This is a genomic window from Jiangella mangrovi, from assembly GCF_014204975.1.
GTDB lineage: Bacteria > Actinomycetota > Actinomycetes > Jiangellales > Jiangellaceae > Jiangella > Jiangella mangrovi.
In genome coordinates, this window is record NZ_JACHMM010000001.1 from 2,032,037 (window position 1) to 2,051,833 (window position 19,797).

At 72.5% G+C, this 19,797-nt stretch carries 17 protein-coding genes and 1 tRNA gene; 7 read left to right on the forward strand and 11 right to left on the reverse strand.

All coding sequences use genetic code 11. From position 1 onward, the window contains the following. The first annotated feature begins 41 nt into the window (after window positions 1-41). Window positions 42-875 carry an NmrA family NAD(P)-binding protein gene (locus tag HD601_RS09405; protein ID WP_184821290.1) on the forward strand — a complete coding sequence of 278 codons (834 nt, stop codon included), beginning with the start codon at window positions 42-44 and terminating at the stop codon, window positions 873-875. A 19-nt stretch (window positions 876-894) separates the two neighbouring features. Here the strand turns inward: HD601_RS09405 and HD601_RS09410 are convergent, their stop codons facing one another. Beyond that, a complete protein-coding gene (locus tag HD601_RS09410) occupies window positions 895-3,342 on the reverse strand; it encodes a hypothetical protein (protein WP_184821291.1) in 2,448 nt (815 codons plus the stop codon). Window positions 3,343-3,444: 102 nt separating this feature from the next. Between HD601_RS09410 and HD601_RS35585 the strand changes: the two genes are divergently transcribed. Then, entirely contained in the window at window positions 3,445-5,238 is a 1,794-nt protein-coding gene (locus tag HD601_RS35585) for a LuxR C-terminal-related transcriptional regulator (protein WP_184821292.1), read from the forward strand. A gap of 45 nt (window positions 5,239-5,283) precedes the next feature. Here the strand turns inward: HD601_RS35585 and HD601_RS09420 are convergent, their stop codons facing one another. Next, window positions 5,284-5,547 (reverse strand): hypothetical protein, encoded by a 264-nt coding sequence (locus HD601_RS09420; protein WP_184821293.1) that lies wholly within the window; start codon window positions 5,545-5,547, stop codon window positions 5,284-5,286. 150 nt (window positions 5,548-5,697) lie between these two features. After that, window positions 5,698-5,770, reverse strand: a tRNA-Arg gene (locus HD601_RS09425). A gap of 154 nt (window positions 5,771-5,924) precedes the next feature. Between HD601_RS09425 and HD601_RS09430 the strand changes: the two genes are divergently transcribed. Together HD601_RS09430 and HD601_RS09435 are read left to right on the forward strand one after the other, a co-directional pair. Continuing rightward, window positions 5,925-7,136: a metal-dependent hydrolase family protein gene (locus HD601_RS09430; RefSeq protein ID WP_184821295.1), complete on the forward strand. Its 1,212-nt coding sequence runs from the start codon at window positions 5,925-5,927 to the stop codon at window positions 7,134-7,136. A gap of 274 nt (window positions 7,137-7,410) precedes the next feature. Further along, a complete protein-coding gene (locus tag HD601_RS09435; RefSeq protein WP_184821297.1) occupies window positions 7,411-9,246 on the forward strand; it encodes a phosphoenolpyruvate carboxykinase (GTP) in 1,836 nt (611 codons plus the stop codon). Between the two features lie 27 nt (window positions 9,247-9,273). Here HD601_RS09435 and HD601_RS09440 read toward each other — a convergent pair whose 3' ends face one another. The 5 genes from HD601_RS09440 to HD601_RS09460 are packed head-to-tail and all read right to left on the reverse strand — an operon-like array spanning window position 9,274 to window position 15,038. Continuing rightward, window positions 9,274-10,242 (reverse strand): LLM class flavin-dependent oxidoreductase, encoded by a 969-nt coding sequence (locus HD601_RS09440; protein ID WP_184821300.1) that lies wholly within the window; start codon window positions 10,240-10,242, stop codon window positions 9,274-9,276. After that, entirely contained in the window at window positions 10,242-11,486 is a 1,245-nt protein-coding gene (locus tag HD601_RS09445) for a threonine synthase (RefSeq protein ID WP_184821302.1), read from the reverse strand. Before HD601_RS09445 ends, HD601_RS09440 begins: the two co-directional genes overlap by 1 nt. Further along, complete coding sequence (locus tag HD601_RS09450) at window positions 11,483-12,682, reverse strand: M24 family metallopeptidase (protein WP_184821304.1); 1,200 nt, start codon at window positions 12,680-12,682, stop codon at window positions 11,483-11,485. Before HD601_RS09450 ends, HD601_RS09445 begins: the two co-directional genes overlap by 4 nt. Continuing rightward, complete coding sequence (locus HD601_RS09455; protein WP_184821306.1) at window positions 12,679-13,701, reverse strand: TIGR03619 family F420-dependent LLM class oxidoreductase; 1,023 nt, start codon at window positions 13,699-13,701, stop codon at window positions 12,679-12,681. Before HD601_RS09455 ends, HD601_RS09450 begins: the two co-directional genes overlap by 4 nt. Further along, window positions 13,698-15,038, reverse strand: a complete 1,341-nt coding sequence (locus HD601_RS09460) for a cytosine permease (RefSeq protein WP_184821308.1) — start codon at window positions 15,036-15,038, stop codon at window positions 13,698-13,700. The genes HD601_RS09455 and HD601_RS09460 overlap by 4 nt, the downstream gene beginning before the upstream one ends. Before the next feature lie 150 nt (window positions 15,039-15,188). Here HD601_RS09460 and HD601_RS34695 point away from each other — a divergent pair, with 150 nt between their 5' ends. Then, window positions 15,189-16,346 carry an RsbRD N-terminal domain-containing protein gene (locus HD601_RS34695; protein WP_184821310.1) on the forward strand — a complete coding sequence of 386 codons (1,158 nt, stop codon included), beginning with the start codon at window positions 15,189-15,191 and terminating at the stop codon, window positions 16,344-16,346. Window positions 16,347-16,400: 54 nt separating this feature from the next. Next, window positions 16,401-16,835 carry a VOC family protein gene (locus HD601_RS09470; RefSeq protein WP_184821312.1) on the forward strand — a complete coding sequence of 145 codons (435 nt, stop codon included), beginning with the start codon at window positions 16,401-16,403 and terminating at the stop codon, window positions 16,833-16,835. A 10-nt stretch (window positions 16,836-16,845) separates the two neighbouring features. On the opposite strand, the gene HD601_RS09475 is transcribed toward HD601_RS09470, so the two are convergent. Then, on the reverse strand, window positions 16,846-17,637 hold the full coding sequence (locus HD601_RS09475; protein ID WP_184821314.1) for a hypothetical protein: 792 nt from the start codon (window positions 17,635-17,637) through the stop codon (window positions 16,846-16,848). A gap of 121 nt (window positions 17,638-17,758) precedes the next feature. Here HD601_RS09475 and HD601_RS09480 point away from each other — a divergent pair, with 121 nt between their 5' ends. Continuing rightward, window positions 17,759-18,136 (forward strand): VOC family protein, encoded by a 378-nt coding sequence (locus HD601_RS09480; protein ID WP_184821316.1) that lies wholly within the window; start codon window positions 17,759-17,761, stop codon window positions 18,134-18,136. A 7-nt stretch (window positions 18,137-18,143) separates the two neighbouring features. Here HD601_RS09480 and HD601_RS09485 read toward each other — a convergent pair whose 3' ends face one another. Together HD601_RS09485 and HD601_RS09490 are read right to left on the reverse strand one after the other, a co-directional pair. Then, complete coding sequence (locus HD601_RS09485) at window positions 18,144-18,824, reverse strand: DNA alkylation repair protein (protein WP_184821318.1); 681 nt, start codon at window positions 18,822-18,824, stop codon at window positions 18,144-18,146. A 221-nt stretch (window positions 18,825-19,045) separates the two neighbouring features. Beyond that, entirely contained in the window at window positions 19,046-19,756 is a 711-nt protein-coding gene (locus HD601_RS09490; protein ID WP_184821320.1) for a DUF3800 domain-containing protein, read from the reverse strand. Window positions 19,757-19,797 lie beyond the last annotated feature (41 nt).

Consider the following 19,797-nt stretch of genomic DNA (forward strand, 5'->3'; position numbering starts at 1 on the left):
AGACCATTCAGCGTCTCCGCGATCGCCGGTTGGCTGAACGCATGACGATTCTGATCACCGGCGCCACCGGCAAGGTCGGCCGCCGGGTCGCCGCCCGGCTCCGCGACCTCGGCCGGCCGGTCCGCGCCGCCGGCCGCTCCAGCACCCCGCCGTTCGACTGGACCGAGGACTCGACCTGGGGACCCGTGCTCGACGGCGTCCGCTCGGCCTTCGTGGTCCCGTACGACGGCGCACCGCTCACCCGGCCGTTCCTCGCGGCCGCGCTCGATGCCGGCGTGAAGCGCATCGTGCTGCTCTCGGGCCGCGGCGTCGACGTCGACGGCTACCTGCCGCCGGAGTGGCTGCACGCCAACCCGCACATCGACGGCGAGGCGGCGCTGCGCTCGGCCGCGGTCGACTGGACGGTCCTGCGTCCGGGCTGGTTCGCGCAGAACTTCAGCGAGGGCTTCTTCCGCGACGCCATCCTGGCCGGCGAGCTGCGGCTGCCCGCCGGCGACGGCGCCGCGAGCTTCGTCGACGCCGGCGACATCGCGGCGGTCGCGGTGGCCGCGCTGACCGAGGAGGGCCACGTCGGGCAGACCTACGAGTTGTCCGGGCCGCGGGCCCTGACGATGGGCGAGGCGGTCGCGGAGATCGCGGCGGCGACCGGCCGGGAGGTCCGATACACGGACGTCTCGCACGCCGACTTCGTCCGCGAGCTGGTGGATCAGGGCTGGCCGGAGGCCGACGCCGAGGGCTACGCGATCAGCGTGAGCCCGGTCCGCCGCGGCATCGACGCCTACCTGTCCGACGGTGTCGAACGGGCCCTCGGCCGACCGGCCCGCGACTTCCGCGACGTCATGCGCGACGCCGCGGAAGCCGGGGCCTGGGGGTGATGCCTGCGAGCCGAGACCGTCAGGCCAGTGCCCGCCGGCGTGCCCGCAGGGCGAACAGACCGCCGGCCAGGAGCAGCGCGGCGAGGACGATCCCGCCGGTCGCCCACACGCCGGTGTCGGGCAGCTGGTCGTCGTCCCCGGCCGGGTCGTCGTCGCCGGAGCCCGAGTCGTCCCCGGACTCGTCGCCGGAGTCGTCCCCGCCCGGACCGTCCGTGGGCGACCCGGTCGGCTCGTCCGTCGGCGACGGCGTCGGCTGGTCCGGCGCCGAGGTGACCCGCAGCAGCACGTCGGTGCCGTCCCACACCGCGTCGAACACATACTCGCCGGACGTGACCTCCTGGGTCGCCAGGTCGGTGCTGCCCGGGCCCGTGGTGGTGACGACGGCGAACTCGTCGCCCTCGGCCGGGTGGAAGCCGTCGAGCACCGCGACATCCCAGGTGACGTCGCCGAGGGTCTGGTGGTCGGTGGCGATGCGGTCGAACGTGTCGCACGGCTCGTGGCCGCCGAGCTCGACGCCGAGGGTCCCGTCACCGGTGAACTCACCATTGACGGTGAGGCAGCCCGCGGACGCGCCGGCCGCGACCGTTCCGCCGTCGAGCGTCAGCGTGCCGACCGTGCCGGTCCCGCGCAGCGTTCCCTGGACCGTCGCGCCGGTCTGGCCGAGGTCGCCGTCCACCGCGACCGTGCCGGCCGCCACCGCGAGCCGCGACCCGTCGGCGTTCTGCGTCCAGTCGCCGCCGAGCCCGAGCGACCCGTCGCCGCTGTGCGTCAGCGTGCCGCCGCCGCGCAGGTCCCCGGCGAACGCCGTCGTCGCCGAGCCCGTGACGTCCAGGCCGGACGCCGCGTCGACCAGCAGCACGGAGCCGGCGGCGTCGGTGCCGCTCAGCGCGCCGATCGCCTCGTTGTCGTTGAGCACGAACGCGCCGGAGCCGGTGATCGACACCTCTGCGGTGTCGGGGATCAGGTCGTGCAGGTCGGCGTGGTCGGTGTGGATCGTCGTGACGTGCGCGTCCCGGATCTCGAAGTCGCCGGTGACGGAGGTGTCGCGGCGCAGCGCGACCGCGCCGCTCTCCGCCACGGTGTCGCCGGCGTAGGTGCTCGAGCCGCCCTCGCTGAAGATGATCGGCGCGTCGATGCCGGCGCTGGCCAGCTCCAGGCCGTCGATCCCCTCGACCGACACCAGGTCGATCACCGACGGCGTCACGCGGGTCTCGGCCCGGCCGCCGCCGGTCTCCAGCTGCAGGTCGGTCACGGTCAGGCTCGCGCCCGGCGCGAGGGTCGCGATCGCCGCGCCGTCGCCGAGCCGGAGGTCCTCGTCCAGGGTGATCGTGTCGGTGGTGCCGAGCGTGGCGCCGTTGCTCACCGTCGTGATGCCGGACCCCTCGGGGCCGAGCGCGACCGTGTCGTTCACGACGAGCAGCGACTCGGGGCCGCTGGCCGAGGTCAGGCCCTCGTGACCGAGCTGGCCCTCCTCGATGGCGAAGCTGCCCGGCGTCTCGCTCGTGCCGACGCGGAGCTCGCCGTTCGGGTCGCTGGTCAGGGTGGCGAACGGCGGCACGGTGGCGGCGCCGTCGACCTCCAGGATGTCATCGGTGAGGTGCAGGTCGCCGGCGAACTCGAGCGGGTCGCCGCCGGTGCCGCCCTGGACGCGCACCCACGCGCCGATCGTGACCGGCTCGGCCAGCGTCACGGCGTGCGGGCCGGTGACCAGCGAGTACGAGTCGAGCACCCCGCCGTCGCCGAGCGTGATGGCCCGCTGGAACTCGGTGTCGCCGGTGAACTCGAGCGACGCGTCCTCGACGACGGTGACCGCGCCGCCGGCGCCGCCGCAGTCGTCGCCACCGCAGCGCAGCGTGACGTCGTCCTCCAGGCCGATCGTGCCCGCATACGTGCTGCCGCGCAGCTCGACGGTGCCGGTGCCGCGGAACCGCAGCGCCTCGGGACCGCCGCCGACGCGGGTCTGCAGCGTCGCGCCGTCCGTCAGCTGGATCAGGTCGGTCGCGTTCGCCGCCTGGTCGAGCCGCAGCTGGTACGGCGCCGCGATGGTGAAGTCGGCGGCGACGTGGTGCAGGTGCTCGCCGGCGCCGGTCGGGAGCTCCAGGTTCGTGCCGAGCGTGGTCGGCGCCGAGACGTTGAAGAAGTTCACCTCGATGTCGTCGCCGGACAGCTCATAGCCGCTCTCCTCGACGCGCAGGATGCTGAACGTCGTGCCACCGAGGTCGTTGACGGCGTCCTTCTGCGTGGCGCCGGACCCGAAGACGACGCCGTCGCCGTCGCCCGGTGCCCCGCCGCCGCAATCGGTCCAGTTCGGTGCCGTGGACCAGTTAGCATCGGCCCCGGCTCCCGTCCAGCGGCAGGTCAGACCGAGCGCTTGGGCGGGGCCGGCGGGAAGGGTCAGAGCGAGCAGGGCCGTGGTAACGGCGCAGGTGGCAACTGCCCTGATGCGGGCAGGGGTCGTCGAAGTCACGGGCTCGACCGTAGGGAGGGGGCGCTTCGTGGACGAGTGGGGTTCCTACGCATGCCGCGCGCGGGGCATGGGGGTTTCCACGGTTTCTCGGCGGCCGGGGTGGTGACGGAGCGTCTCGCCGACGGTGAGGCGGCCGCCCTCGCGAGCGGATCGCTGCCCGCGCTGTGCTCGGGTTCGACGGCGCGAGAGCTGGACTCGTCGCCGCGCGGAGTGCTGCGGCTGGCGCGGTACGAGCAGCTCAGCGGGCGGGAGCGGCCGGCGCACGACCGGCTCACCGCCGTCCTGCCGACGGTGACCGATGCGGCACTGCGGCGCGACCTCGAGGTCCAGCAGCAGCTCGGGGTGGCGTTCGAGCCGGCCTTCGGCTCGTTCGACCTTGTGCCGCCCGGCGACGCCCGCGATGCCCGCGATGCCACGGAGGTCCGCGCGCTGGTCGCGGTCGCGTTCCACCGGCTGATGGTCGACGGCGTCGAGCCCGCGGAGGGCTGGACCAGGACGCCGTCGGCCGACGACTGGGACGAGCAGCTGGGCCTCGAGGCCCGGGCCCGGCAGGGGTTCCTCGCCCTGCTCTCCCGGGACGACCCGGACGAGGTGCTCGACGCCGTCGACCTGCTCTACTGGGTGCCGACCCTCGCGCTGGCGCAGTCGCTCCCCGCGGAGGCGCTCGAGGCCGGTCTCGCCGCGCGGGCGGCGGCCGCTCGGCACGGGCTCGGCGCGATGGCGCCGTTCATGGACCACCTGATCGGCTGCGTCTACACGACCCAGCTGCGCGTCGACGAGGCCACGCCGCTGGTCGAGCGGGGCCTCGCCGGCTTCGCGGCGTCGGGCAACTCGTCGTGGTGGATGCACGCGAAGTCGATCCAGCACGTCCTGGCCGTCATGTCGCGCGAGCAGCCGCCAGCGGACATGGAGGAGCTGGAGCGGCTCGTCCTGATCGGCGACTGGCGGGAAGGACGCCGCTCACTCGGTCACTCCGTGCTCATGGAGATGGCGATCGTCCTGACCAGCCTGGGCGACGTCGACGGTGCCGGCCGCATCGCGCGCGCCGAAGGCGACCTCGACGAGCTCGAGCTCACCAACGCCGACCGGGCGCTGACGGCGGAGATGCTGTTCGCCGCCGCGCTGGCCGACGGCGACACCGCCGGCGCCGAGCGGCTGCAGCGCATCGTCGAGCACATGATGCCGTCGCCGTACGTGCTGATCGTGCGGGAGCGCATGCGGGCCCTGCTGTCCGACGGCGCCGTGCTGGACCCCGTCGTCGTCCAGGACCTCGGCAACGGGTTCGAGATCTTCCGGACCCGCTGGCTGCTGCTCTCGCACGCCGTCCGCCGCGGGCGCCGCGACGCGGCGCTGGGCGCCCTGGCGAACCTCGACGCCTACGCCAGCGAGGCCCGTGTCGCCGCCGTCCGCACCCGGGCGGTGCAGCTGTTCCGGACCCCTGTCGCCGCCGCCGAAGGCGTCTTGTCGACCCGGCAGCTCGAGATCGCGACCCTGGCCGCGGCCGGGCGCACCAACCGCGAGATCGCCGCCGCCCTGTTCCTGGGCGTGCGGACGGTCGAGGGGTACGTGGCGGGGGTGCTGCGGGCGTTGGGCCTGGCGAGGCGTGAGGACCTGGCGACGGTGTCGCTGCCGGTATCGCTCGGGTCCGCCGCCGGGCCGGGGGCCGCGGCCGAGCCCGTGTACCTGACCCTGCGGCAGGGACAGGTTGCGGCGTTGATCGCCGCGGGTGCCAGCAACGTCGACATCGCCGAGGCGCTGGGCATCACCGAGAAGACGGTCGACAAGCACATCGCCGCGATCAAGGAACGGACCGGGCTGGGCACGCGGACCGCGATCGCCGCCTCCTTCGACACCGTCCTCGCCGGGGCGGCCCAACCGGTGGGGGCCGATGGGTGAGCGTCTGGTGGTGCCCTGGCACCACCAGACGCTCACCCATGCGCCTCAGCAACGCCAGTCGAACTGGTACCACCCCGGGTACCACTGCGCCGGGCGGACCGGCGACGCCCAGCAGCCGAGGTACACGTAGACGTTGCGCTTGCTCCGGCAGTCGGCGAGGCCCTTCGTGCACCAGACCGTGCCCGACGACTGCGCGGTGACCGTCGTCGGCGCGCGGTCGGGCGTGGCTTGCGCGGGGCCGGTGAGCAGGCCGCCGACGGCGAAGGCGGCAACCACTCCGGTCGTGGCGAGGCGAGAGGCGAGACGCATGGATCGACTCCAAGATCGGTGACTGGACGGTTCGACGCTAGGGAGCCGGCTCTTCACCGCTGCTTCGCCCTTGCTTCATCCCGTGCCGCCGCTCGATCTCGTATATGACGAAACCCCAGGCCGATGGTGCTCTGGCCTGGGGTTGGGATGCGCGCCCGAAGGGATTCGAACCCCTAACCTTCTGATCCGTAGTCAGATGCTCTATCCGTTGAGCTACGGGCGCTCGATCCGCGCGAAGCGGACCGGTGACCGAGTGTACCGGTCCGAGCGTCCACGCCGAAATCGGATCAGCGGACGACCGGGCGGACCCACGGCGACCAGGGCGGACGGCGGCTATACCGTGTGACATAACACAACCAGACGAAGGGTGACCGCCCATGGGCCAGCAGCCTGCCAGCCTGACCATCACGAACGCGCGCATCTTCGACGGCTCCTCGGCCGAGCTGACCGAGGGCGACCTGCACATCGTCGACGGCGTCATCGTCGACCCGGAGACGCACGCCGCCGCGGACCGCACCGCTGACGCCGTCGTCGATGCGAAGGGCGGCACCGTCGTCCCGGGGCTGATCGACGCGCACTGCCACGCGTACGGCGTGGGCCTGGACATGGTCGGCATCGAGTCGAGCCCGCTGAGCTACGTCGCGCTCAAGGCGGCCCAGCGGCTGAACAACGCCCTCCGCCGCGGCTTCACCACGGTCCGCGACGTCGCGGGTGGGGACCCGGGGCTGGCCTGCGCCATCGACGAGGGCCTGACGGCGGCGCCCCGCTACTTCTACACCGGCCCCGCCCTCTCCCAGACCGGCGGCCACGGCGACCCCCGTCCGGGCGACCACGACCTGTGCGTCGGCCACACCCACATGACCGAGGTCGTCGACGGTGTGGACGCGGTGCGAACAGCGGTCCGCGAGCGGTTCCGCCGCGGCGCCCACGCGATCAAGATCATGACATCGGGCGGGGTGGTGTCGCTGACCGACCCGATCCGCCGCCCGCAGTACAGCCCCGAGGAGGTGCGCGCCATCACCGACGAGGCGGCCCGCCGCGGGTCGTACGTAGCCGCGCACGCGTACTCGCCCGAGGCGATCGAGCACTCGGTGACGAACGGCGTGCGCTCCATCGAGCACGGCAACCTGCTCGACGAGGCGACCGCCCAGCTGATGGCCGACCACGACGCGTTCCTGGTGCCGACGCTGGCGGCGTACGACGCGCTGGACCGGCGCGGCGACGCGCTCGGGCTGAACCCGGTGTCGCAGGCGAAGAACCGCGAGGTCCTCGACTCCGGGAAGCACGCGATCGAGCTCGCGAAGAGCGCCGGCGTGCGGGTCGGCTTCGGCAGCGACCTCATGGGCGACCTCGAGGACGACCAACTCGTCGGGCTGCGCCTGCAGGTCGAGGTGCTCGGTGTGCTCGACGCGCTGCGCAGCGCCACGTCGGTCAACGCGCTGCTGCTGGGCCGCGACGACCTCGGCCGCATCGGGGCGGGCGCGGCCGGCGACGTCGTGCTGTACGACGGCGACCCCTTCAGCGACCCGTCACTGCTGTGGGGCGCCGCGGACCGCCGCACCGTCGTCCGCGCCGGCGCCGTCGTCTAGCGAGACAAGACACCCATCCTGGTACGTACCACCACTCGCAACTGGTGGGGTGAGGTACGTACCAGTGTCCGCTTTGTCCTGATTTTTGGGACCCTGTGTGGTCCTGATCACCCCGTCGTCGGTTCCAGTCCCTGAGATGCCGGCCCTAGCGTCTGAGCATCCCCGCGGAAACAACTCCCCGTCTCCGAATGGCCTGAGGCAGGGAGGCTTCCGCATACCCGGAACGCGCTGCAGGGCCGACTGCGCGCACCGACACGAAGAGGGTGACCGCTACATGACGACGTTCGCCGAACCCGGAGCAGCACACGATCTCGACGACGCGCCCACGTCCCACGCCCGCCTGCTCGCCTGGGTCCGCGAGGTCGCGGAACTGACCCAGCCGGACCGCATCCACTGGTGCGACGGGTCCGACGAGGAGTGGACCGCCCTCACCGACGAGCTCGTCGACGCCGGCACCATCGTGCGGCTGAACCCGGAGAAGAAGCCGAACTCGTTCTGGGCTCGCACGGACCCGACGGACGTCGCCCGTGTCGAGGAGCGCACCTTCATCTGCTCGGTCGACGAGGCCGACGCGGGTCCGACGAACAACTGGCGCGACCCGAACGAGATGAAGGCCGAGATGACCGAGCTCTACAAGGGCTCGATGCGCGGCCGCACCATGTACGTCATCCCGTTCTGCATGGGCCCGCTGACCGCCGAGAACCCGATGTTCGGCGTCGAGCTGACCGATTCGCCGTACGTCACCGTGTCGATGCGCATCATGGCCCGCATGGGCGCCCACGTCCTCGAGGCGATGGGCGACGACGCCGACTTCGTGCCGTGTCTGCACTCGGTGGGCGCGCCGCTGGAGCCGGGTCAGCAGGACGTCGCCTGGCCGTGCAACGAGACCAAGTTCATCACCCAGTTCCCCGAGGAGCGGATGATCTGGTCGTACGGCTCCGGCTACGGCGGCAACTCGCTGCTGGGCAAGAAGTGCTACTCGCTGCGCATCGCCAGCGTCATGGCGCGCGACGAGGGCTGGCTCGCCGAGCACATGCTCATCCTCAAGCTCACCGCGCCGCACGGCGCCGTCCACTACATCGCCGCCGCGTTCCCGTCGGCCTGCGGCAAGACCAACCTCGCGATGCTCGAGCCGACCATCCCGGGCTGGAAGGTCGAGACGCTCGGCGACGACATCGCCTGGATGCGCTTCGGCGAGGACGGACGGCTGTACGCCGTCAACCCCGAGTTCGGCCTGTTCGGCGTCGCGCCCGGCACCGGCTGGAAGACCAACCCGAACGCCATGCGCACCATCGCCAAGGGCAACAGCGTCTTCACCAACGTCGCCCTCACCGACGACGGCGACATCTGGTGGGAGGGCATGACCGACGAGGAGCCGGCCCACCTGACGGACTGGAAGGGCCGCGACTGGACGCCGGGCAACGGCGAGCTCAGCTCGCACCCGAACTCGCGGTTCTGCACGCCCATCGAGCAGTGCCCGATCATCGCGCCGGAGTACGACGACCCGCGCGGCGTCCCGATCTCGGCGATCCTCTTCGGTGGCCGCCGCCGGACCACGATCCCGCTGGTCACCGAGGCGCGCGACTGGACGCACGGTGTCTTCATGGGCGCGACGCTGTCCTCGGAGACGACGGCGGCAGCCACCGGCCAGGTGGGCGTCGTCCGGCGCGACCCCATGGCCATGCTGCCGTTCATCGGTTACAACAGCGGCGACTACTTCGCGCACTGGATCGCCATGGGCAAGGACGCCGACGCGGTCAAGCTGCCGAAGATCTTCTACGTCAACTGGTTCCGCCGCGACGACGACGGCGACTTCCTCTGGCCGGGCTTCGGCGAGAACGGCCGCGTGCTCAAGTGGGTCATCGAGCGCATGGAGGGCACGGCGGCCGCGACGGAGACGCCGATCGGCCACGTCCCCACGCCTGAGTCGCTCGACACCTCGGGCCTGGACCTGACGGCGGAACAGCTGGCCGCCTGCCTCGCCGTCGACCCCGAGGAGTGGCGGGCCGAGGTCCCGGGCATCAACGAGTGGTTCGAGAAGTTCGGCGACCACCTGCCGACGCTGCTCTGGGCCGAGCTCGACGGCCTCAAAGCGCGCCTGGGCCTGTAGGCACGCATGGCGGGCGGTTCGGTGGCGCTATGACCCCACCGGACCGCCCGCCATCGCGTCGGCGGCCTGCCGCAGCGTCTGCTCCGGCTCGACATCCGGGTCGTCGCGGACGACGGCGACGTCGAGGCCGGCGTCGGCGAAGCGGCCGAACGCCGCCGCCACGTCCGCGGGCGTGCCGGCCGCCACCAGCCGCCCCATCAGCTCGTCGCTCACCAGGTCCACCCGCGGCGTCCCCGCGACGAGCCCGGCGCGGAACTCGTCGCACGACGACGGCGACAGCCCGGCCGACCGCGTGATCAGGTGGTCGCCGTGGATCCCGAGGAACCGTGCGACCAGCGGCCGGATCCGGTCGCGAGCCTCGGCTCCGGACGCGTCGACCGACAACCCGATGTAGCCGGCCAGCCGGACGTCCGGCCCGACGCTCGCCCGCACCAGCCGCACGTACTCGGGCCCGGCCAGGAACGACAGCAGGACGCCGTCCGCCGTCCGGGCCGCCAGCTCGATCGCCCGCGGTCCCTTGACGCCGAGCACGATCGGCAGGTCCGGCCGCAGCGGCCGGAACGACAACCCGGAGTCGACGGTGTACGCGTCGCCCTCGTGGCGCACCGGCTCGCCCGACAGGAGCGCCCGGACCAGCGTGACGGACTCGGCCAGCCGGCTCAGCGGCCGCTCGAACGGGATGCCGAGCTGCCCTGTCATCCACCGCTCGTTGCTGGCGCCGAGCCCGGCGATCGCCCGCCCGCCGCTCAGCTCGTCCAGCGTCGCGAACTCCATGGCGAGCACCACGGGATGGCGCGTCCACGGGTTGACCACGCCGATGCCCACCCGGATCGTCGACGTGGCCTGTGCGATCGCGCCGGCCAGCGCGAACGCGCCGCGCTCGACGTAGTCCTCGGTGACCCAGACCTCGTCGAACCCGGCCTGCTCGGCGGCGATCGCGGCCGCGACGGCGGACCGGCTCGGCCGGTGCCCCGACACGGAGAAGGCGAGCTTCATCAGGTCCCGATCGCGGCCAGCAGCGCGTCCGCCGTCGGCTCGATGACCGGCACCTCGGGCAGCGTGGCCGCCGTGGCGCCCACGTCCTTGAGCCCGGTGGACGTGCCGATGACGACGACCGACGCGTCCCGGCCGAGCGAACCCTGCGCCGCCAGCGTCGCCAGGGCCGGCCACGCCGTCGCCGACGCCGCCTCCTGGTACAGCCCGGCCGACGCGGCCAGGTCGCGCTGGGCGCGCAGGGTGACACCGTCGTCCGGAACGGCGACGGCGCTGCCTCCGGTGGAGCGCAGCGCGCTCAGCCCCTGGAACGTGCCGACCGGCGACGCCGTCGAGAACGCGACCGACGGTTCGTACGGCACCGGGCCGGCCAGCTCGGACCCGCTCGCCAGCGCGGCCGCGTGCGGGCCGAACGGCTCGGCGGCCACCATGCGCGGCGCGCGCTCGATCAGGCCGAGTGCGACGAGGTCGGCGAACCCGCGGGCGATGCCTGCCAGGCCGTCGGCGTACGCCGTCGGGACCACCACGACGTCCGGCGGCGACGGGAGCTGCTCGACCAGCTCGTAGGCGATGGTCTTGTAGCCGTCGACGCCGTACGGGTTCGAGCCCACGGGCGGGTCGGCGTGCCCGGACATCGCCAGCCAGCCGAACGTCCGGACCAGCTCGCGCATCAGCGACCAGCGCTGCCGCGGCTCCGGCAGGGCGACCACCGACGCGCCGTACACCTGCATGAGCGTCTTCATGGTCGACGGCACGCTGGCCACCGTCAGCACGACGCAGCGCAGCCCCGCCCGCGCGGCGTAGGCCGCGATGGCGGCTCCGTGGTTGCCGGTGCTCGCGACGACGACGGTGTTGATGCCCAGCTCGACCGCCTTGGTGACGGCGACAGCGGCGAGCCGGTCCTTGTACGACCACGTGGGGTTGCGGGTCTCGTCCTTCACGACGACGGTGCCGACCCCCAGCTCCGCGGCGACGGCCGGCAGAGCGACCACGGGGGTCGCGCCCTCGGCGAGGCTCACCGCCCGGGTGTCCGCCGCCAGTGGGAGCAGCGCCCGATAGCGGAACAGGCCGGGCTCGCCGTCGGCCACCGGCACGGCGTTCCGGCCGGAAAGGTCGTACACCGGCAGCACGTTGGCCGGCACGCCGCCGGCCTCGCACGAAGGGCAGCCGCGCCCGACCAGCTCGAGCGACGGGTCGGGATAGGTCGCCGCGCAGCGCAGGCAGGCCAGGGTGCGGGTGTACGTCATGCCGGCACCACCCGCAGGTCGCGGCTGGAGCGGGTCAGCACCTCGACGCCGTCGCCGGTGACGACCACCGCGTCCTCGACCATCATCCCGCCCCATCCCAGCTCGTAGTACGGCGTCTCGAAGCAGAACGTCATGTCCGCCGCGAGCTCGGTGCCGACGCCGGGCGCGACGATCGGCGGCTCGTAGATCGACAGGCCGATGCCGTGTCCGCAGTGCTGCCGACGGTACCGGGGGACGCCGCGCGCGACGGCGGCGAGCCCGATCCCGAAGAGCTCGGCGGCGGGCAGGCCGGGCCGGGCGGCCGCGAGCTGCTCGTCCTCACCCGCGCGGACGGCGGCGTAGACGTGGCGCTGCCGGGCAGTCGGCTCGCCCAGCACGGCGGTGCGGCCGATGTCGGACCAGTACCCGTCCACGACGCAGCCGACGTCGAACCGGGCGATCTCGCCCGGCTGCCAGGCGCGGTTCGACGGGACGGCGTCGGCCAGCGCCGACCGCTCACCGGTGAGCGCGACGACGAAGCGGGGGTCGCCACCCCCGGCGACCATGGTCCCGGCGACGACGGCGGCGAGCTCGGCCTCGGTGGTGCCCGGCCCGGCGGCCTCCAGCGCGGCGTCGATGCCGGCCTCGGCCAGGCGGGCGGCGTAGCGCAGCAGCTCCACCTCGGCGGGGAGCTTGCGCGACCGGGCCGCGAACAGCAGGCCGGCGCCGTCGTCGACCACGTCGCCGCACGCGGCCAGCACGTCGGCGGGAAGGTCGCGGGTCTCCACCGCCAGCCGGGTCGACTGCGGCAGCTCGGCCACCGCGGTGGCGAGCGCCGCGGCCAGCCCGTCGTGCCGGTCGGCGACCTCGGTGACGGGGTCGGGCGAGCCGGACTCGACGTAGAACCGGCCGAACGGCGAGATCCGGCCGACCGGGACGGAGGTGGCGTCGGCGGCCGGCACGTCGGCCGCCGGCGCCACCAGCCAGAGGTCGGAGGCGGTCACGAGCGCCGCCATCCGATGGGTGCGGAACACCTGTCCCGGCATGCTGCGGTAGCCGGTCGCGTACAGCACGCTCTCCGGCTCGGTCAGCACGACGGCGTCGTAGGGCTGCTCCGCGAGCCCGGCCCGGAGCCGGTCGAGCCGGTGGCGCGCGAGGGCGGCCGTGTCGACACCGGGACGGGGTGGAACGGTGAACCGGGTGGTGCCTGCCGTCATCGGCTGCCTCTCGTCGTACCGGCGATGATCGTCTCGCTGAACCCGGCCATCGCCTCAGCCGTCTCCTCGACGGTGTCGGTGGCGAACAGCAGGCCGGCCAGCGTCGTCACCCCGGCGTCGCGGTAGGCGCTCACCTGCGCGGCGACGTCGTCGGGGGTGCCGATGAGGTTGCGGGCGGCGAGGTCGCCGACGCCCTGGTCCTTCAGCGTGGTCCTGGACAGCGACGCGAGGTGCTTGAAGACCTGCGACGACTCGAACCGCCGCCAGGCCTCCTCGCGGGTCTGCGCGACGCTGACGGCCACCTGCAGCGCGACCTCGAAGTCCGCCGGCAGCTCGCGGCCGTGCTCGGCGGCCTCGGTCCCGATGGCGCCCAGCGCGACCCGGACCTCGTCGGGCGTGAGGCAGGCCGGCAGCCAGCCGTCGCCGTAGCGCGCCGCCCTCGACCGAGAGCCGGGCGAGTTGCCACCGGACAGGATCGGCAGCCGCCGCTCCCGGTAGGGCTTCGGGAAGCTCTCGACGTCGGTGAACTCCACCCAGGTGCCGTGGAACGACGCCGACCGCTCGGTGAGCAGCGCGCGCAGCGCCGGGATCGCCTCCTCGGCGTGCTCGCCGCGGTGGACCTTCCGGCCGGGCTCGACGGCCTCGAGCTCCTCGCGGTAGGCGCCGATGCCGACGCCGAGCACTGCGCGGCCGTGCGAGAGCTGGTCCAGCGTGGCGGCCTGCTTCGCCGCGACCACAGGGTGCCGGAACGGCAGCACCATGACCGCCGTCGCGAGCCGGATCCGCTCGGTGACGGCGGCCACGTAGCTGAGGTAGCCGAACGGGTCGTAGTACCGCGGCGCCCGGTCGAACTCGGCGCGGACGTAGCGCTGCGTCGTCAGGTGGTCGTTGCCCCAGATCGACTCGAAGCCGAGCCGCTCCGCCGTCACCGCGAGCTCGACGGCCTGGTCGATGTCGGCGTACGGGACGGGGTACATCAGCCCTTCGGTGCCGGTGGGGACACCGAGTCCGAACCTCACGAGCGCACCTCCGCGGCCGGGGACGAGGACGAGGACGAGGACGGGGAACGCCATCGGGAGATCGCGGTCCCGATGACGGCGTACAGGACGAAGCCGGCGACCAGGCCCTCGATGGCGTCGGCGATGAGCAGGTCGGTGTACCGGGCGATCAGTGCGCCGGCGACCCAGCAGCCGAGCGCCTCCCAGCGCACCGACGGCGCCGTCCGCAGCAGCTCGTTCGCGTCCCAGCGCCGGACCACCACCCAGAAGTAGGCGATCAGCACCCCGGCGAACGGCGGGACCACCACCGAGATGACGCCGAGGAACCGCTGGAACTCCGCGGCCAGCCCGGCGAACGCGATGAGCAGCGCGATCACGACGGCGATGACCGTCCACACCGGCTTCGCCACCTTGAGGCCGAGCGTGTTCGAGGCGTTGGTGAAGGCCAGCGACGCGGAGTAGATGTTGTTGTCCGCCGTGTTCCAGAGCGCCAGGAACAGCATGACGGCCGCCGGCGCGAGCAGCCCGAGGCCCTGCATGACGACGACGAAGTTGCTGTTGCCGACCTTCATGGCCGACACGGTGGCGATGGTCTCGAAGATCGCGGCGCCCACGGCGAAGCCGCAGAACGTGGAGATCACGACGTCGCGGGCCCGGACGGCGTAGCGCTGCACGTCGCCGACCAGCGCGGCGCCCGTGACCCACGTCGCGATGACCGCGCCGATCGCCACGGAGAAGCCGATGGGGGCCGCGGGAGCGTAGTCGACGACCTCGCCGAAACCGCCGTCGAGGTCGGCGATGCGGACCAGCGCGAACAGGGCGATCGCCACCTGGACCGGCACCGCGATGGCCGAGTACCGGTGCAGGCCCTTGAAGCCGAAGATCGCCGTCGTCAGGATCGCCGCGCTGAACGCGAGGATGAACGCCCACTTCGGGATCTCCGGGATGAGCTGGTTCACCGCCAGGCCCCAGGTGTCCATCAGGACGCCGATGAAGCCCATGGCGACCACGCCCAGGAACAGCGACACGATGACCGCGCCGTGGACGCCGAACACCGCCCGCGAGGTGAGGTAGCTGGTCAGGCCGGTGCGGAAGCCGACCATGCCGACGAGGCTGGCCACGATCGCGAGCAGGACGTTGCCGAGCAGGATCGCCAGCAGGCCCTCGGTGAGCGTGGTGCCGCCGCCGACGACCCCGCCGACCAGGAAGCTGCTGACGCTGATGTTCCAGCCCATCTGGACCACGATCAGCTGGATCAGCGGCTTGCGGCGGTCGGCCGGCACCGGTTCGAGGGCGTGGTCCTCCATGTCCGCGGCCACGGTGCTCTGGACGGCTGTGGTGTCACTCTCGGTGCTCACTGATGCCTCCCCGGTCGGCCGGCTGCCTGTTGGGGTGCCATGGTGTCCACAATCCGCCCGTCGCTCTATGGGGTATCTCCGGAAGTTGCCACACTACGTTTTGTGGATCTGACACAACGGGCCGAGCTTCTTCTCAGCCGTGTTTCCGACGTGGCACAAACGCTGGTGTCCGACGTGTGGGAGCGGTTGCCCGGCTACGACGACGCGCGCATGGACCTCGACGATCTGGTCGGCGTCGTGACCCCGAACCTGCGCGCGCTGCTCGTCGCGGTGGCCGGGAACCGCGGGCTGCGCCCCGACGAAGTGACGCCCGCGGCCCAGCTCGGCGAGCGGCGGGCGGTGCAGGGCGTGCCGATCGAGGGCGTGGTGGCGTCGTGGCACTCGGCGGAGCGCCGGCTGCTGGACCAGCTGGTCGCCGCCGGCCCGCCGATGCCGCCCGAGGAGTACACGCGGCTGGCCCGGCTGCTGGCCGCCGCCGTCGACGTCATGGTCGCGGTGTCCACGGAGGCGTACCGGCGCACGCGCACCGAGGCGGCGGCGCACCTGGACCAGATCGCGACCGACCTGGTGTCGCGGCTGGCCGGCGGCGAGCCGCTGGACCCGGCGCACGTCGAGGAACGGGCCCGGCTGATCGGCGTGGCCGCCCAGGTGCCGCATCGCGCCGTCGCCGTCGGCGGTGGTCCCGGTGACGACCCGCAGCGCGACGACCCGCTGCGGCTGGCGCGGGCGCAGCGCGAGATCCTCGACGCCCTGCGGCCGCGGCTGCGGTCGCGGATCCTGGTCGGCGCGAAGGACGCGACGATCCTGCTGGTGCTGCCCGACCTGCCCGGCATCAGCGACATGCTGGCGCGGGCGGCCGTCCGTCCGGGCGTGGCGGCCGGGACGGTGATCGGGCTGGGCGAGCCGCGGGACCGCCTGGGCGAGACGGCGGCGTCGTGCCGGGAGGCGGTGGCCGCGCTCGAGGCCGGACGCCGGGCCGGGCTCGACCGCGTCGTGGTCCCGTTCGACCAGGTCATCGCGGACGTCATGCTGATCGACAACCCGCTGGACGCCCGGCGACTGGCGGCCCGGGCGCTGGAGCCGCTGGCCGGGCACGGGCAGCTCGTCGACACCGTCCGGGCGTACCTCGCGACCGGGCTGTCGGTGCGGCGGACGGCGGAGCGGCTCGCGGTGCACGAGAACACGGTGTCCTATCGGCTGCGCCGGGTGGCGTCCCTGCTCGGGCTGGCCGGTCCGGACGAGCTGATCAGGGCCGACCTGCTGCTCGCGCTGCGCGCCGTCGACCTCGGGTTGTACTCGGCCGCGTGACGGGGTCACATTCGTCCAAGCCCGCTGTACCGACTCGGGCCTAGCGTGGCCGCCATGGGAACCGTCACGCCGTATCTGTGCGCCAAGGAGACCGCCGCCGCGCTCGACTTCTACGCGACGGCGTTCGGCGCGGTCGAGACCTCGCGCTGGACCGACCCCTCGACCGGCAGCATCGGCCACGCCGAGTTCACCGTCGAGGGCGCCCGCGTCATGATCGCCGACGAGTGGCCCGACGGCGGCGTGTACGCGCCCGACCCGGGCCGGACGTCGGTGTCGTTGGTCCTCGAGGTCGACGACGTCGACGGCTTCTTCTCGCGGGCGATCGCCGCCGGCGCCACCGTCGACCGGCCGGTCACCGACTCGCCGCACGGCCGCGGCGGCTGGCTCTACGACCCGTTCGGCCACCGCTGGCACATCACGGCGCCGGACGACACGGTGACGAAGGACGACCTGCAGCGCGCCGTCGGCGACGAGTACGAGATCAGCTGACGGCTGCGTTTCAGTAGCCCGCAGCCAGCAGGGCCGCGTCGATGGCGCGGGCGACGTCGAGGACGGCGTCGCCGCCGCTCTCGAGGCTGGCGGCGACGGACACGGAGATGTCGTCGCGGCGCCACGCCACCTGCACGTTCGACGGCGCTCCGAGCGACGCCCATGCCTCGGACCCGAGGTCGTCGATCTCCTCCGCGCCGCCGCCCAGCAGGCTGTCGATGCCGACCCACTCGTCGAAGCCCGCGACGTTGACGATGAGCTCGTGGCCGCTGGCGCCGGTCCAGGCGCAGACCGGCCCGAACTCGGCCGGGTCGGACATGTCCTCGGGCGTCGGGCCGGCGCCGAGCACGCCGGCGATCTCGTCGACCCCCAGCGTGCAGGCGTCGACGGGCTGCGCGATGGGATCGGTGGGCGGGTCCTCGGTGCCGCCGTCGCCCGCGGTACCGCCGGTGCCGCCCGTCCCTCCCGTGCCGCCGTCGGCCCCGGCCGGTGCCTCACCGGCCGCGTCGCCACCGGCCGGTGCTCCCGCGGCATCGCCGCCGGCCTGGTCACCGGGGGTATCGCCGCCCTCGGCGGCGGGCTGCCCGGAGTCGGCCGCCGGTGCGTCGGCGGGTGCGTCGGATGCAGGGGTCGCGCCGGGCTCCGTGGCGCCGCCGGGGGCGCGCGTGGAGTCCCAGGCGGGTGTTGCGGACGGGTCGCCGGAGGCCTCGGCGGGGTCGTCGCCACCGCACCCGGCCAGCGCGACGCCGGCCGCCACGATCAGGGCAGCCGCGACCGCGGACCGCTTGGACGAAGTGGGCATCTGCGGATACCTCTCGTGAGCACGTCGAAGCAGGTCCTGACACTAGCAACTGAAATGCCGGATATCGATGGCGGATCGGGTAACGGTCCAGGAACAACGCCGCCGTCGAGAGGTCTCCGCGATGTCCGACTCGCCCACCTTCAGTCTGTCGGGGTTCGTCATCGGGGCGCCGGACCCGCGCGCCCTGGCCGACTTCTATCGGCGCCTGCTCGGCTGGCAGGTCCGCGACGACGCACCGGAGTGGGTGGTCCTGCGCAGCCCCGCGGTCGGGCCGACGATCGCGTTCCAGCGGGAGTCGCGGTTCCGGCCGCCGGTCTGGCCGGCCGACGGCGACCACCAGCAGATGCTCATGCACCTCGACATCGAGGTCGACGACCTCGAGGCGGCGGTCGCCCACGCCGTCGGCTGCGGTGCGCGGGTGGCGGACTTCCAGCCGCAGGCCCACGTCCGCGTCTGCCTCGACCCCGTGGGCCACCCCTTCTGTCTCTACACCGACTGACCCGGCCTCACGCCCCCTGGCGGCGGACCATCTCGGTGATCCAGGTGGGCGCGAACGGTGGGATGCAGCCGGGCGAGGTCGGGTAGTCCTTCAGCACCTCGAGGCGCTCGCCGATGCCGATGGCCCGGGCGCGCAGGGCGGGGTTCTCGATGCCGATCTGGGCGAGGCAGTGGTTCATCGCCCACTGCAGGCGCTCGGGCGCGTCCTTCATGCCGGCCTCGACGAGGTCGAGCAGTCCGTCGAGGTCGAGGCCGTCGGGCTGCCTCGCCACGCGGTCGGTGGTCAGCGCCCAGCCCGCGCTCGCGACGACGGGGTCGGGGTCGGCGAACCAGGCCACCCGCAGCTCTTCGCAGTGCGGGCTCTTCCTCACCACGTAGTTGACCAGCCAGTCGTGCACCTTGGGGGCGCGCGTCTGGCGGATCATCGCGTCCAGCTCGTCGCGCTCGAACGCCTTCGGGCGGCAGATCAGCAGCGCCAGCAGCCGCGCGGCGGTGTCGTCGGTGGCCCAGAGCCGGCGGGCGAGCTCGTGCTGGGTCTTCAGCCGCTTCGCGACGGCGCGCAGCTTGCTCAGGTTGACCCCGTGGTCGTCGCCGTGCCGCTCGTTCACCTCGCGCGCCTTCGGGTCCTCGAGCGCGGCCAGCTCGGCCATGACCTCGGCCACCGTCGTCTCGGTCAGCGTCTCGGCCACGTGAGCCTCCCCGTCCATGGCCCCGATGCACGTCGGGCCGGACCCGATCGGGTCCTGTCCCAGTATTCTTGCGGGTGGTCAGGAGGTGGACACCTCAGCCTCGAAGTTGTCGCATCCGACCGGCTGCTTGCCAAGCGACGCTCAGCAAGCGTAACCTTAAAGCCAGGAACATGTTCCGAACCCGCCTTAGACCCCGCCTCAAGTGCGGGGTCTTCGTGCATCTAGGTGCGATTCGCCATCGGGTACCAGCATCTGCGATGAGCCACCTTCGGCTCGATCCTCGCCCATAGGTTGGCGTTCGCACGCCTCGCCTTCTCGTTCGGCTCAACATGTGTCTCAATTCGCCGATACAGGAAGACCACCAGATCGATCGCTTGGACGAGGCGTGAGGCATTCGACGGCGCAAAGTGCAGAGTATCGACGATCTGTGTGATCTTCGCGGCTCGGTACCCCCACGTGCCTGACTTCCGATAACTAGCCAGGTCGGATCGGTGCTTGGCTTGCTCACCCACTTCATCTGCGATCACAAGTGCGTGTTCGCCGGCCGCCCTCGAATACTCATCTATACGTTCGAGTAGAGCCATCAGCACGAGAGAATGTGGCGGGTCCGGCTGGGGATAACGGTCGCGCAGGCCCGCAGAGTCCAAGCCGCGAAGGATGATTGCTCTCGCGTGTTCGCCGATCACGCTGAATGCGTCGTTGTAGACGCCGATCCTTGCGCGCGGCGGCAGGTCCTTCCACCAGCCTTCACCTTGGAAAAGTTCGTAGCCGTGAAGCTCTGCGTCCGCGGGTACGCCATGGTCCTTAATTGCCTTCTCGACTACACCGTCGAGCGCCTGCCCAATGGCCTTCGCACCTGCGCCGTCACACAACAATGCGGCCATATAGTACCAGTCTCGACTAAAGGATTCATCGACGTACGCCAGAAGCACGGCGACAATCTACCTGAAATGCCAAGTTGCAGGCCAACTGA